The following is a 13,039-nucleotide window of genomic DNA, read 5'->3' as shown; positions in this document are numbered from 1 at the left end:
CGGATATTTACATATATGAAAATTCGTATATATTGTACAAGGTCTTTCCAAAAGATCCATAGCCATGAAAAACGAGTGTTGTTTCTTACCGCTCACAGCTTGCTGTTTGAATGAACCTTTAGGAAAGTTAACAAAAGGAACAAAATGTTTGTACTAGTTCAGTCTAAGGGCATCAATGATTAATCCAACCCAGTTTTTTAAATGTTTAGCCGATGAAACCCGCTTGCGTTGCATGATGTTGATCCAGCAAGAGGGGGAGCTCTGTGTCTGTGAATTGACCGAGGCATTGCAAGAGACCCAGCCTAAGATTTCGCGACATTTGGCCCAATTACGTAAATGCGGTTTATTAGTTGATCGCCGTCAGGGGCAATGGATTTTCTATCGTATCAATAATGACTTACCCGAATGGAGTCAGTTAGTGTTGAGTGAAGTTACCAACCAAAACACTGTATTCCTTGAAGAAAATATGCGTAATTTGTGCAAGATGGGCGGGCGTCCTGACCGTGCTAAAGCTTGCTGCTAGAAGACTAGCAGCAAAAATTTAACCTCAAATATACGTTTTTTCATATGTTTACGTGTCTAAAGTTTTGCTTAATATTAAGGTGGCGTAACAATGCTGCAAATATTTTCAGATTTAGCGAGCTGGTTAACTTTTGATTTGATGGGTTTAGAGCCCAATACTAAGCTCGCCGACGCCATCCATTTTTTTATTGAAGATACCACTAAGATTTTTGCGCTCCTGTTGCTGATGATTTATGGCATCGCTTTGGTGCGGGCCTCGCTCAATGTCGAGCGTGTTCGGGATTACTTGGCGGGTAAAAATCGTTTTGTCGGTTACGTTATGGGATCGGGTTTTGCTGCTGTTACCCCATTCTGCTCATGTTCGAGTATTCCGGTTTTTTTAGGTTTCACTTCCGCGGGGATCCCCGTTGGGATCACTATGGCGTTTCTGATCTCTTCGCCGTTAATTAATGAAGTCGCCGTTCTGTTGCTTGTGAGTCTGCTGGGCTGGCAGTTCACTGTGATATACGTGCTAGTCGGCATGTCAGTGGGTATGTTGGCGGGGGCATTTTTAGACACGATTCGCGCTGAGCGTTGGCTGCAATCCTTTGCCGCCAAAGCACTCGAGCAAGGTCAGGCGCAAGCAAGTCACGATAATGGCGAGGGTATGACATCAACATCCATGACGTTAACCGAGCGACATGAGTTTGCGAAAGGCGAGACCCTAGAGATTTTTGGCCGAGTGTGGAAATGGGTCATTATTGGAGTTGGGCTTGGCGCCGCGCTCCATGGATTTGTTCCTGATGGTTGGATTGAAGCTCACTTAGGCGATGGTCAATGGTGGTCGGTTCCTGTGGCGGTATTGATTGGTATTCCTCTGTATTCCAATGCCACAGGGGTTATTCCTATCATGGAGAGCCTTATCACTAATGGCTTGCCCGTAGGGACGACATTAGCATTTTGTATGTCTACGGTTGCCGCCAGTTTTCCCGAGTTCATTTTGCTCAAGCAGGTGATGCAATGGCGTTTGCTGGCCATCGTTTTTGCCATTTTATTGATTTCATTCACCTTAATCGGTTGGATCTTTAACGCTATAGGTCCCGTTCTGTGAGAATTGTAAAAATGTTAAATATCAAAGCATTAGGTAGTGGATGCGCTAAATGCACTAAAACCGCTGAGATTATTACCGCCATTGCCAACGAGAAGGGCATCAACGCGGCTATATCGAACAGATAACGCTTTAATCTTAAACAAATAATATAAAACACCTAATATAAAACTGAGTGGGAAGGATGCAGGTATGACAATCAAAATCGGGATAAATGGCTTTGGCCGTATGGGACGTTTAGCATTGCGCGCTGCTTGGGGCTGGGAAGAGGTTGAGTTTGTGCAGATTAATGATCCCGCAGGGGATGCGGCGACCTTAGCCCATTTGCTGACATTCGACTCTGTGCATGGTCGCTGGCAGTACGAAGCCAATGCCGATGGCGATGACATCATTATCGATGGCAAGCGTATTCGCTGTACTCGCAATAAAACCATCGGGGAAACCGATTGGTCCGCCTGCGATGTGGTGATTGAAGCCTCGGGTAAAATGAAAACCAAAGCAGTGCTACAAGCTTATTTAGATCAAGGCGTTAAACGCGTTGTAGTCACGGCGCCTGTTAAAGAAGAGGGCGTGTTAAACGTTGTCATGGGGGTGAATCATCAGCTCTATGACAAAGCCATTCATCCGATTGTGACTGCGGCCTCCTGTACCACTAACTGTTTGGCGCCAATCGTTAAAGTGATCCACGAAAACCTCGGCATAGTGCATGGTTCCATGACAACCATTCATGATATTACCAACACTCAAACTATTTTAGATGCGCCGCATAAAGATCTCCGCCGGGCGCGGGCCTGTGGTTTAAGCCTTATCCCTACGACAACAGGCTCAGCGACGGCCATTACCCATATTTTCCCTGAACTCAAAGGTAAGCTCAACGGCCATGCGGTGCGGGTGCCATTAGCGAATGCCTCATTAACCGATTGCGTGTTCGAGGTGAGTCGCAAAACGACCGAAGCTGAGGTCAATCGCCTGTTAAAAGAAGCTGCAGACGGACCGCTAAAAGGCATTTTAGGTTATGAGGAACGTCCATTAGTCTCAGTCGATTATAAAACCGATCCGCGTTCGAGCATTATCGATGCGCTATCGACCATGATAATCAATGGCACTCAGGTCAAACTCTACGCTTGGTATGACAACGAGTGGGGCTATGCCAATCGCACCGTCGAACTGGCCCGCATGGTCGGTCTGATGGATAAGGCATAAGCTTTATGGGTAAGCTGACAGGGTTCTTGTCTAACATATCACCCGAGATCCGCCAGTATTTGGTGGTCACAGGCAACTATTGGGCATTCACGCTTACCGATGGCGCATTACGTATGTTAGTGGTGCTCCATTTTCATGGCTTAGGTTATAGCCCGCTGCAAATTGCCATGCTATTCCTCTTCTATGAAATCTTTGGGGTGGTAACGAACTTAGTCGGCGGCTGGCTCGGGGCGCGTTTAGGCTTAAATAAGACCATGAATGTGGGCCTATTTATGCAGATTGTTGCCCTTAGCATGCTGCTTGTGCCTAGCGGTATGCTGACGGTTGCTTGGGTGATGGCGGCGCAGGCCTTGTCGGGTATCGCTAAAGATCTCAATAAAATGAGTGCAAAAAGCAGTATCAAGTTGTTGGTGCCCAATGATGCTCAGGGTGAGCTGTATAAGTGGGTTGCCATGCTCACTGGATCCAAAAATGCGCTAAAGGGCGCGGGGTTCTTCTTGGGCGGCGCCTTGCTGACCCTGTTTGGATTCCAGCTGGCCGTGTTAGGCATGGCGATTAGCCTATTGCTGGTGTGGATTTTTAGTCTGTTAAGTTTGCAACGCGATTTAGGTAAAGCCAAAAACAAACCTAAGTTCACGGAAATTTTCTCTAAGAGTCCGGCGGTAAACACGCTTTCTGCCGCACGCATGTTTTTGTTTGGTGCGCGTGATGTGTGGTTTGTGGTGGCTTTACCCGTTTATTTGGCCTCAGCCTTTGGTTGGGATCATTGGTATGTCGGCGGTTTTCTCGCACTCTGGGTAATAGGTTATGGCATAGTGCAAGGCTTCGCACCTCGCTTGACGGGGACAAAGTCGGCGAGCCAAAACAAGGTTCCCGATGGACGTAGCGCCTTAGGTTGGGCGGCGATATTGAGCATAGTGCCGGCAGGCATTGCGCTGGCGATAAGTTATGACTTCCATGCCGCGAATATACTGATTTGGGGATTGATGCTGTTTGGCGCCTTATTCGCGATCAACTCTTCATTACACAGTTATCTTATCGTCAGTTATGCGGATGAAGATGGCGTATCGTTAGATGTGGGTTTTTACTACATGGCTAATGCTATGGGGCGTTTGATCGGGACTGTGTTGTCTGGCTGGGTGTATCAAGTGTATGGCATGGCGGCTTGTCTGTGGATATCGGCGGCATTTATTGCGTTAGCGGCGCTTATCTCAATCAAACTGCCTCGGCATAAAGCGATATCAGATGGTGCTTAATACTTACCTAAGCTATCCCTGAGTTGTTGCAGTTTTTTTATTCAATGCCCGCCAAAGTATGGTGGGTATTTTAATCACTCTGATGTTAACTGAAGTTTTTTGATTTTGAGCAAACAACTCTCTATACTCCGGCCTGTTTTATACACGTCATTATGTCGCTATTCCCAATAGCACTACTATTTTTAATGCAGTCAAATTTGAGTTGGCTCATATAAGTGAGGTTATTTTTCGGTGATGAGCATTAAGCCGCATTAGTTTAATCCTTCCTTTTTGGATCGTTAAGATCCGTCCTTAGTCGCTACCGACTCGGTAGTTGTTTTGCTGTACCCCATAATCCCAATTGCATTTCGTCACCTTGACGCATAAGTACCTCATTGGCTATGCGCTGACATTTGAGTCAAGTGTTGATATTAGCTATTGGAAGATATGATTAAATTTCAATCAGAGTGAGTGACATGACACAAACCATGAAAAAAGAGTGGTTCTCCAACATACGCGGAGATCTGTTAGCCGGTATTGTGGTTGCACTGGCGTTAGTCCCTGAGGCGATTGCCTTTTCTATTATTGCAGGCGTCGATCCTAAAGTCGGCCTGTATGCTTCATTCTGTATCGCAGTGGTCATCGCGTTTACAGGCGGCCGTCCTGGTATGATCTCTGCCGCAACGGGTGCTATGGCGTTGTTGATGGTGACCTTAGTGAAGGAACACGGCCTCGAGTATTTACTCGCGGCGACCCTATTAACTGGTGTGCTGCAAATTGCCGCGGGTTACTTAAAGCTAGGAAGCTTGATGCGTTTCGTCTCCCGCTCTGTGGTGACGGGCTTTGTGAATGCACTGGCGATTCTGATCTTTATGGCCCAGTTGCCCGAACTGACCAATGTGACTTGGCACGTATATGCGATGACGGTAGCTGGCCTCGGTATCATTTACCTATTCCCACTCATCCCAGTGATCGGTAAATCCTTACCTTCGCCTCTCGTGTGTATTGTCGGATTAACACTTTTTGCGGTTTATATGGGGTTAGATATTCGTACTGTCGGCGACATGGGACAACTGCCTGATACTTTGCCTATTTTCCTCTGGCCTGAAGTGCCATTGACCCTTGAAACTCTGATGATCATCTTCCCTTATTCGGCCGGCCTTGCCGTGGTGGGTTTGCTGGAATCTATGATGACCGCCACCATAGTCGATGACTTAACCGATACCCAAAGCGATAAAAACCGCGAGTGTAAGGGCCAAGGTATTGCCAATATTGGCGCGGGCTTAATGGGCGGTATGGCCGGTTGCGCTATGATTGGTCAGTCGATCATCAACGTTAAATCGGGTGGTCGCGGACGGTTATCGACCTTTTCAGCGGGGGTATTCCTACTCATATTGATTGTATTCCTCGGCGAATGGTTAAAGCTCATCCCTATGGCGGCACTGGTTGCCGTGATGATCATGGTGTCTATCGGTACTTTCTCTTGGGATTCAATTCGTAATCTTAAGCATCATCCAATATCAACCAACCTTGTGATGGTGGCGACCGTTGCTGTGGTGGTCGCTACCCATAACTTAGCTATGGGAGTATTTGTGGGGGTATTACTCGCGTCCCTGTTCTTTGCTAATAAAGTGGGCCGTTTTATGGTGGTTAAGAGTGTAACGGCTGCTGCCGACGCAGGTCGCCATTATCAAGTTATTGGGCAAGTCTTTTTTGCCTCGGCAGATAAGTTCAGTAATTCATTTGATTTTAGGGAAGTGGTTGATAAGGTGACTATCGACTTATCTCAAGCGCATTTTTGGGATATTACTGCGGTATCGGCCCTAAACAAGGTAGTGATTAAATTCCGTCGCGAGGGAACTGAAGTGGAGTTAATTGGCCTTAACCAAGCCAGTGCAACCATAGTCGATAAATTTGGGGGGCACGATAAGCCTGAAAACGTTGAAAACATGATGTCTGGTCACTAAGCCCTTAGCAACACAGGAAAAGGAAAAAACGATGACAAATGTGATTGCCTGTATCGACGGTTCAAAAGTGACACTCGCCGTATGTGACGCCAGTACCTGGGCCGCTCAGCAACTGGATGCCTCAGTAACCCTATTACATGTATTGGATAAGTCAGCCTATCCGATAGAGTCAGATCTGTCGGGAAATATTGGCCTAGGTACACGGGAGCACTTGCTCAATGAAATGGTTGAGCTCGAAGCGCGCCGAGGCAAGCTGGCACTCGAACAGGGTAAGTATATGCTGCAAGACGCAAAAATCCGCGTTGTTGAGAAGCAGCCTAGCAGAATGGTTGCAACCTTGCAGCGTCACGGCGATTTAGTCGAAACTCTGTTAGAGCAAGAATCCCATGCCAGATTGGTGGTGATGGGGCGCCAAGGGGAGCAGCATCAAGATCAAGCGCAGGCTATTGGCAGTCATTTAGAAAATGTCATTCGCACGCTTAAGCAGCCTATTTTAGTGGTGATGGACGAGTTTACTGCACCGACTCGATTTATGATCGCCTATGATGGCAGCATTACTGCGAAAAAAGCCCTTAATCAAGTGCTAACGAGTCCACTTTTAAAAGGGCTTGAATGTCATTTAGTGATGGTGTCTGATGATCAATCGCTGGCGACAGCTGAACTGGCGTTGGTGACCGAATCTCTGATTGCGGCGGATTTCAATGTGGTTACCGCCGTTTGTCAGGGAGAAGTGCAAACGGCCCTTGAGATCTATCAACTTGAGCATCAAATCGATCTTATGGTGATGGGCGCCTATGGTCATTCGCGTATTCGGGAGTTTTTTGTGGGTAGTAATACCACAAGGATGATCAGTAAAAGCCATATCCCCTTATTATTACTTCGCTAAGTTAAATATGCATTTCAACTTATTTCGCTCAATTCTAATGACTTGGTTTTAGTTAGAACATCTGAGTCAGAAGCTTGAGGTAATCATTTAAGAAAAAACGGCGAGCATTTAGGCTCGCCGTTTGATATCACAGCCGAATGGCTCGTCTTAGTTAGCTTTAGGCTCAAAGCTAAAGGCTTGACCCGCAAGAGCGGCTTCAAACATTAAGCCGCCTTTTGCTGCGGTAAATACTGCCATACCGTTGATATAAGAGCCGCTTGCGGAGCGATTACCACCCGATTGGCCTGCGCCTGCTGAGTTGCCTGTGGTTCCTGCTTGAGCGCTTGCTCCCATGTTGATGGCAACTGCCGACGCTTGGGCGTCAAACTCGAAACTGCCGCTCGTGAAGGCTTCATAGGCTTTGGCATCTTTAAAAAAGATGATCTCGCTGTAGGCTTGTCCACCTAATTGAAAACCGATGGATAATTGAGTCAGACTCGAATCACCCATATAGGCACCGCCTTGGTAGACTCGGCCTTTGCCATAGGCTGCACCGATCCCAATTCCGCCTTTACCCACAGTTGGGAATAAAGCATAGCCATAGGCTGTGTCGAAAAATTTACTGGTTTCTTTCGCTTTTTGGAAATTGACTACTGCCTGATCGTAGCTTTCATCTGCATGTGCAGTTGGGGCAGCAAATAGGCTCACAATAAGGCATGTTGATGCCGCAATGGCTGTTAAAAATGATTTCATGGTAACGCCTCTTCAAGTCTTTAGTTGTTCCAGACTAGCCTTTATCGACACAAATGACAGCCAAAAGTGACATATGTGTCAGCTTAGGTTCAGTGTTCGACTTAATGGTTGGAGTGATATTGGTGGTGATGATTGGAGTGCAGTTTCGCCAATTAGTTCTTAGGTGGCGAAGAACCTTGGTTTTTTTCTGCATCGTCCTGCTGAATTTGATGCAAAAATTCATACTCCTCTGGGGTGAGAATATTTTCAATGACGAGTGGGCGTTGCTCTAGCTCTGGTTCGGCCATGCGGCCTTTTAAGTAGGCAGAGCGGGTGATTTGCTTTAGCCCATACACCGCCAGCATATACATGCTCAGTAGTAAGGTCAGCCTTGGCAATGCGTGGGAAAGTAGCGATAGATTATCACCAAGATAGAAAGGCAAAATCACCACAAATACGCGGATTAACCAATTCAACAACATGGCCAAGGTCAAGCTTATCAGCCAACGAAACCGAATGGTGCCGAGCGCCTCTTGGGTTTGAGTGACATCTCTTTGATTGCGTTTATGTCGACGAAACAACATCCACAGCGCGATAAAGTAACAACAGGTTTGTACAGATAACAGCGCTGGGAGTAGAGCGCCCCATTGGCTGATACTCATTTCTTTAAGCATCAGAGCTATGGGTTGCCACTCGTTAATGGGATGCGCAGTTAATCTTAGGGCAATATCTAAAATGGCGAAAACTAATGTTAATGCAGATGGCCAGTAATGCTTTGAAAACCCTAGCGGTTTATTGGTTGGTGCTAAACTGCGTTTGCAATATAGATAGAGCAAAGGCATGAGTAAAAAATAGATAGGGTTAATCAGATTGAATAGGATATGAATGGGAATTGGACTGTTATCGCGGTTCAGCATACCCGTGAGAAAGTATAGAGCAATAAGACTTAAGAAAGCGGCGAGGAGTTTTTGGTTAGCGTCTGGGTGATAGAAATAGCGAATATAAATAGCTAACGCGAGGCAATGTACGCCTCCAAATAATGACAACCACCAGTAAGCTTGAGTGAAAAAACTATGAAACTCGTTCATATGCGATACCTCGAGCCCTGTTATATCAGGGAAATCGGCTCGGTAAAAGTATCGCCGTTAGTTTTTCTGTTGGCTTGCTATGCGCTGATGGCGATTTGAAGCCGCTTCGGGCACAACGCTGGGAACGGGGATGCGTTCCGCGAGTAAGTGTTTGATTGCACGAACGGGATGCGGTAATAACATCCGTGGACCAGAAAAGATCATGATCTCTTTGACGATTTGTTTCTGCGCGGGTTTGTAGCAATGCACTGGGCATTTATTACAGGTGGGTTTGTTTTGTCCGTAGGGGCAGCGATCTAGCCGTGTTGCGGCATAATCCAATAACTCAATGCAATCTGCACATAGGCTCGTCGCGTCTTTGCCTTGGTGTTTCGCCTTGCAATAAATTGTCACCATTGCGGCAATGGTTTGGTGTTCGTACAGGAGTTTGCCCGTAAGCAGTGTGGCTGTGCCCATTGGAATACCTTAGCTTGTCACTCGGATATCCTATCATAGGCAGTGAAATTGGCGCTGACAAAACGAAAGCGCCAATTTATGAAGGTGCGCACAAAATGGGGCTTTAAATAATCCAACTATCCCCAATGTCACACCTAAAAATAAATCTTAGATATGCATCACTTTGTCGGCGGCCAGTGTCCAGCGAGTTAAATCTTGTAGTGTGCCTATGTGCGCACCTTCGATAATCATTTCCGCTGTGACGCCTCGTGCTTGAGCGCAGGTCTTGCAAAGTAGAATAGGAACTTGTTGTGCCGAGAGAATTTCAAACATCTGCTGCAGGTTGTAGCTTAAGTCAGGTGTGGTTTGATTTTTGAGTGCGCCAAACACGGCATCTGACATGAGAAAAAGTTTAAGATCGACCGCTTGCTCGTCCTGATCCTTCAGGGCTAATGCGATGCGTAAGCTATTAAATAGCTTTTCTGTTCCGTAGGGACTGGCATGGGCCACGATAAGAATACTTTGCATCAGGTTTTCCTTATGTTTGTTATAAGCAGGTGGATGGGGGGATTAGGGAACTCGATTGTGCCAGTCTAGCGCAATTGGCTATAACTATTTGAGCGCAAGATCGTATAAAAAGGCATAAATACTTGATTTGCACCGACACAATGGACTTTAATAGCGGTTAATCTCTGCTCAATTTTTAGCTAGACTCGGTTGCCATGGACACTGTCCTAATGGACGTTGGCAAACCCATTGACACGGCTTCTGATGAGAAGCGGCCATCAAAGGTGAACAAGAATGAAGATCTTAGTCGTATTTATACTGATTGCTGTCGGGGTGTTTTTATTCCTTCGCGCGCAGCGATTGGCGAAAGAAGAACAAGAGGCGATGAAACCCAAGTCGACCTCGGTAAAACCTGTAGTTCCCACCGAAGAGGCACCTATTTTCTCCGCTGTTGAGCCCGAGCGTGTAGAACCTGAGCCAGTTAACAGGGTTGAGGATACTGGTGTGGCTGAAGTAGAGCCCGTTATCGAAGTTGAAGCCGAATTAATGCCCCGTGAGACCGAAAGCCCTGCGAGCATTTCGGTGGCGCTAGATACAGATATCATCGAAGTCGATATTCCTGCGGCCCATAATGAAGAGGCGGTGATCATTTTAGGCGCCACGCCTGCAGATGAACAAGATGACGTTAAGACTGAAGCAGAGCCAGCATCGAACACACGTTCTGAGGTCGGTGCGCCAGGGGCTTGGGCGAATGTGACTTTAGTTCGGGCCTTTGAGGAGTATCAAGGAGCGACGTCAGCCAGTGCTCGCTATACCGCGCTGCAAAATATGATTGCTGAATGCTACAAACAGCGTAAATCGGCGGATTACCTCAACTATGGTGCTCAATTAGCGGAAGAGTATATTGCACTGTTCCAAGCGGCTAGCGCCGAGCAAGGCAAAGATACTGAGCTTAAATCTTCCGGTTTCCTGCATTTAGCCACCTTGCTAAATGATACCCAAGCCTTCGATGCCGCCATTGTCATCTGTCGTAAAGCACTCGAGCTTGGGCTGAGCGATGGCACTGTCACTGGCTTTGAGGGCCGAATCAACCGGATTGAGAAAGCACAGACTAAAGCAACCACGGCTTGATATGTTGTAGGGAGCGCTTAGCGGGTAAACCCTTAGTCGAAAAGCGGTTATTTCCCTCGTCTAAGCAGTGTAGAATCCCTGCTAACTGAATGCGCAAAAGGCGAACTAAGGTTCGCTTTTTTTATGGGCTTAATAGGGGAAAAATGAAACTAAGCTATGCCTTACCGAATGTCTTATTCGGGCTTGGATTATTGCTACTCAGTGGCTGTACTAAAACCCCAGAATGGACCCTATTTTATTATCCCGATGTGAGTGCCATTCCGGTGACACCTTTGCAGGCCGAAGATATTAATGGTTACTACGATACTCTAGAGCAATGCCAGAGCAAGGCTCATGGTATGCAACGTCTAAGTCGTTCTGGCGTGAGTGGTTTTGGCCTTGGATCTTACCAATGTGGGCACCTATGTGAGTTCGACGATAAGTCGGTGCTGGTTTGCAAGACCATGAGCCAATAGGTGGACAAGATGAAGTTTAAACAGGATTTTTTTACTCAGTTGCCTGAGTTTTACTCGCAAGTATATCCACAAGGGATAACTAAGCCTGAATGGCTGGCATGGAGTAATGACGCCGCCCAATTGATTGGCTTAAGCCAACCCACCGATGAGCTGTTATTGGGCTTATCTGGCAATGCTGCCGTCGATGGCGCGACCTACTATGCCCAAGTGTATAGCGGCCACCAATTTGGCGGTTACACGCCGCGCTTAGGGGATGGACGTTCGATCATTTTAGGTGAAGCGATTGGTCCAAATGGCGCATGGGATGTCGCTCTTAAAGGCGGCGGTCCGACGCCTTATTCGCGCCGTGGTGATGGCCGTGCTGTGATGCGCTCCGCGGTGCGCGAGTTTTTAGTCTCTGAGGCGCTGCATCATCTGCATGTGCCGACGACCCGCGCCTTGGCTGTGATTGGCTCTGACTTGCCCGTATGGCGTGAGAGCCAAGAAACCGCAGCCATTACCGTACGTTTAGCTCGCAGCCACATTCGTTTCGGTCATTTCGAGTTTTTCTGCCACAGTGAGCGCGGTCGTGCCGATAAGCTGACTCAATTACTCAACTTCACTATTACTCAGCATTATCCCCATTTGAGTTGTGATGCCGCAGGTTATAAAGCGTGGTTTTTACAGGTAGTGCAAGATACCGCTAAGATGATTGCCCACTGGCAGGCGGTCGGTTTTGCCCATGGCGTGATGAACACAGACAATATGTCGATTCTAGGTGACAGTTTTGACTTCGGTCCCTTTGCGTTCCTCGATACATTCCAAGAAGACTTTATCTGTAATCATTCTGATCCCGAAGGTCGCTATGCCTTTGGTCAGCAGCCGGGAGTCGGTTTGTGGAACTTGCAACGTTTAGCGCAGGCGCTCACACCAGTGATCCCATCCGATGACTTAATTGCCATTCTTAATCAATACCAAGAGGCGCTAGTGCAGCCTTATTTGCGCTTGATGCGGGCAAAACTAGGTCTATCTGCAGTTGATGTTTCGTCGGTGGAGCAAGACAAACAGGATCTCGAACTCATAGGTCGATTTACTGTGCTGATGGAGAAAAATCAACTCGATTACACTCAGACTTGGCGTCAATTAGGCAAGTTAGATCCAACCAGCAAACACAGTGCGCTACGGGATGACTTTATCGATGTCAGCCAGTTTGATGCTTGGTATCAAGCTTATCAACAGCGATTGGGCGTGGTGGCTGATATCCCTGCGTGGCAAACTGAGCGTAATAATGTGAATCCCAAATATATTTTGCGTAACTATTTAGCCCAAGAGGCGATAATCGCAGTGGAAGAGGGTAATCTTGCGCCGTTGCATTTGCTGCAAAAAATCTTAACTCAGCCCTTTGCCGAACACGCAGAGCATGAAGACTTAGCCAAGCGTCCACCGGACTGGGGCCAAGGTTTGATCATGTCATGTAGTAGTTGATGGGATAACAAGCATGAAATTACCAAGCACGCATTTAAAAGCCATGAGCTTAGATACCATTAGCTTAGATAAAAGCGCCTTAAGTTTAGCGGTCAGTGCGGACATCGATTTTGATCGTTTCGCCGACTTTGCCGAACCCTTAGCCGCGGCGCTCGATTGCACTGTGCGCGAGCGTCAGTGGGGCGCCGATAGGCATCAATGGTTATTAGAATTTGAAGGCAGCCAGTTATGGCTCAATTATGAGTTTTACGGCAATATTTGCTGGCTCTCGACCGAACGAGAAGCCGATTTTGAGGTGCTGGAATACCTAGCCACTTTGCTGCAACCTCACCTAAGAGTGAACTGAAT

At 47.2% G+C, this 13,039-nt stretch carries 15 protein-coding genes; 11 read left to right on the top strand and 4 right to left on the bottom strand.

Annotated features, from left to right (window positions below; translation table 11 throughout):
• The first annotated feature begins 175 nt into the window (after positions 1 to 175).
• The 7 genes from L5M37_RS16905 to L5M37_RS16880 all read left to right on the top strand — a co-directional run bounded on the left by L5M37_RS16905 (position 176) and on the right by L5M37_RS16880 (position 6,900).
• Positions 176 to 523 (top strand): metalloregulator ArsR/SmtB family transcription factor, encoded by a 348-nt coding sequence (locus L5M37_RS16905; RefSeq protein WP_105250495.1) that lies wholly within the window; start codon positions 176 to 178, stop codon positions 521 to 523.
• 90 nt (positions 524 to 613) lie between these two features.
• On the top strand, positions 614 to 1,612 hold the full coding sequence (locus tag L5M37_RS16900; RefSeq protein WP_263201312.1) for a permease: 999 nt from the start codon (positions 614 to 616) through the stop codon (positions 1,610 to 1,612).
• Positions 1,613 to 1,623: 11 nt separating this feature from the next.
• Positions 1,624 to 1,737 (top strand): thioredoxin family protein, encoded by a 114-nt coding sequence (locus L5M37_RS24110; protein WP_286991869.1) that lies wholly within the window; start codon positions 1,624 to 1,626, stop codon positions 1,735 to 1,737.
• A 64-nt stretch (positions 1,738 to 1,801) separates the two neighbouring features.
• On the top strand, positions 1,802 to 2,812 hold the full coding sequence (locus tag L5M37_RS16895) for an ArsJ-associated glyceraldehyde-3-phosphate dehydrogenase (RefSeq protein WP_263201311.1): 1,011 nt from the start codon (positions 1,802 to 1,804) through the stop codon (positions 2,810 to 2,812).
• 5 nt (positions 2,813 to 2,817) lie between these two features.
• On the top strand, positions 2,818 to 4,068 hold the full coding sequence (arsJ, locus tag L5M37_RS16890) for an organoarsenical effux MFS transporter ArsJ (RefSeq protein WP_263201309.1): 1,251 nt from the start codon (positions 2,818 to 2,820) through the stop codon (positions 4,066 to 4,068).
• Positions 4,069 to 4,523: 455 nt separating this feature from the next.
• Positions 4,524 to 6,014 (top strand): SulP family inorganic anion transporter, encoded by a 1,491-nt coding sequence (locus L5M37_RS16885; RefSeq protein WP_263201308.1) that lies wholly within the window; start codon positions 4,524 to 4,526, stop codon positions 6,012 to 6,014.
• A 31-nt stretch (positions 6,015 to 6,045) separates the two neighbouring features.
• Positions 6,046 to 6,900: a universal stress protein gene (locus L5M37_RS16880; protein ID WP_263201307.1), complete on the top strand. Its 855-nt coding sequence runs from the start codon at positions 6,046 to 6,048 to the stop codon at positions 6,898 to 6,900.
• Positions 6,901 to 7,047: 147 nt separating this feature from the next.
• Here L5M37_RS16880 and L5M37_RS16875 read toward each other — a convergent pair whose 3' ends face one another.
• From L5M37_RS16875 to L5M37_RS16860, 4 genes are all read right to left on the bottom strand, one after another.
• Entirely contained in the window at positions 7,048 to 7,632 is a 585-nt protein-coding gene (locus L5M37_RS16875) for a YSC84-related protein (protein WP_219251787.1), read from the bottom strand.
• Between the two features lie 152 nt (positions 7,633 to 7,784).
• On the bottom strand, positions 7,785 to 8,699 hold the full coding sequence (locus L5M37_RS16870) for a hypothetical protein (RefSeq protein WP_263201306.1): 915 nt from the start codon (positions 8,697 to 8,699) through the stop codon (positions 7,785 to 7,787).
• A gap of 57 nt (positions 8,700 to 8,756) precedes the next feature.
• Positions 8,757 to 9,155, bottom strand: coding sequence for a nitrous oxide-stimulated promoter family protein (locus L5M37_RS16865; RefSeq protein WP_263201305.1), 399 nt, complete (start codon positions 9,153 to 9,155; stop codon positions 8,757 to 8,759).
• A 147-nt stretch (positions 9,156 to 9,302) separates the two neighbouring features.
• Entirely contained in the window at positions 9,303 to 9,662 is a 360-nt protein-coding gene (locus L5M37_RS16860) for a DsrE/DsrF/TusD sulfur relay family protein (protein ID WP_006083495.1), read from the bottom strand.
• A gap of 273 nt (positions 9,663 to 9,935) precedes the next feature.
• On the opposite strand from L5M37_RS16860, the gene L5M37_RS16855 reads away from it, so the two are divergent.
• The 4 genes from L5M37_RS16855 (at position 9,936) to L5M37_RS16840 (ending at position 13,037) form a co-directional block, all read left to right on the top strand.
• Positions 9,936 to 10,772, top strand: a complete 837-nt coding sequence (locus L5M37_RS16855) for a hypothetical protein (protein ID WP_263196847.1) — start codon at positions 9,936 to 9,938, stop codon at positions 10,770 to 10,772.
• A 143-nt stretch (positions 10,773 to 10,915) separates the two neighbouring features.
• Entirely contained in the window at positions 10,916 to 11,227 is a 312-nt protein-coding gene (locus L5M37_RS16850) for a hypothetical protein (protein WP_113941607.1), read from the top strand.
• Between the two features lie 9 nt (positions 11,228 to 11,236).
• Positions 11,237 to 12,691, top strand: a complete 1,455-nt coding sequence (locus tag L5M37_RS16845) for a protein adenylyltransferase SelO (protein ID WP_263201303.1) — start codon at positions 11,237 to 11,239, stop codon at positions 12,689 to 12,691.
• Between the two features lie 13 nt (positions 12,692 to 12,704).
• The gene (locus L5M37_RS16840) at positions 12,705 to 13,037 is read left to right on the top strand and encodes a DUF3630 family protein (RefSeq protein ID WP_173913160.1); all 333 of its coding nucleotides are present in this window, start codon (positions 12,705 to 12,707) and stop codon (positions 13,035 to 13,037) included.
• Positions 13,038 to 13,039 lie beyond the last annotated feature (2 nt).

Source organism: Shewanella sp. SM69, from assembly GCF_025653985.1.
GTDB lineage: Bacteria > Pseudomonadota > Gammaproteobacteria > Enterobacterales > Shewanellaceae > Shewanella > Shewanella oncorhynchi.
The sequence above is the reverse complement of the archived record's forward strand: the minus strand, read 5'-3'. Positions and strand labels throughout refer to the sequence as shown.

Coding starts and splice junctions, on each gene's coding strand:
- L5M37_RS16905 (WP_105250495.1), top strand. CDS start 176: ATGATTAATCCAACCCAGTTTTTTAAATGTTTAGCCGATGAAACCCGC.
- L5M37_RS16900 (WP_263201312.1), top strand. CDS start 614: ATGCTGCAAATATTTTCAGATTTAGCGAGCTGGTTAACTTTTGATTTG.
- L5M37_RS24110 (WP_286991869.1), top strand. CDS start 1,624: ATGTTAAATATCAAAGCATTAGGTAGTGGATGCGCTAAATGCACTAAA.
- L5M37_RS16895 (WP_263201311.1), top strand. CDS start 1,802: ATGACAATCAAAATCGGGATAAATGGCTTTGGCCGTATGGGACGTTTA.
- arsJ (WP_263201309.1), top strand. CDS start 2,818: ATGGGTAAGCTGACAGGGTTCTTGTCTAACATATCACCCGAGATCCGC.
- L5M37_RS16885 (WP_263201308.1), top strand. CDS start 4,524: ATGACACAAACCATGAAAAAAGAGTGGTTCTCCAACATACGCGGAGAT.
- L5M37_RS16880 (WP_263201307.1), top strand. CDS start 6,046: ATGACAAATGTGATTGCCTGTATCGACGGTTCAAAAGTGACACTCGCC.
- L5M37_RS16875 (WP_219251787.1), bottom strand. CDS start 7,632: ATGAAATCATTTTTAACAGCCATTGCGGCATCAACATGCCTTATTGTG.
- L5M37_RS16870 (WP_263201306.1), bottom strand. CDS start 8,699: ATGAACGAGTTTCATAGTTTTTTCACTCAAGCTTACTGGTGGTTGTCA.
- L5M37_RS16865 (WP_263201305.1), bottom strand. CDS start 9,155: ATGGGCACAGCCACACTGCTTACGGGCAAACTCCTGTACGAACACCAA.
- L5M37_RS16860 (WP_006083495.1), bottom strand. CDS start 9,662: ATGCAAAGTATTCTTATCGTGGCCCATGCCAGTCCCTACGGAACAGAA.
- L5M37_RS16855 (WP_263196847.1), top strand. CDS start 9,936: ATGAAGATCTTAGTCGTATTTATACTGATTGCTGTCGGGGTGTTTTTA.
- L5M37_RS16850 (WP_113941607.1), top strand. CDS start 10,916: ATGAAACTAAGCTATGCCTTACCGAATGTCTTATTCGGGCTTGGATTA.
- L5M37_RS16845 (WP_263201303.1), top strand. CDS start 11,237: ATGAAGTTTAAACAGGATTTTTTTACTCAGTTGCCTGAGTTTTACTCG.
- L5M37_RS16840 (WP_173913160.1), top strand. CDS start 12,705: ATGAAATTACCAAGCACGCATTTAAAAGCCATGAGCTTAGATACCATT.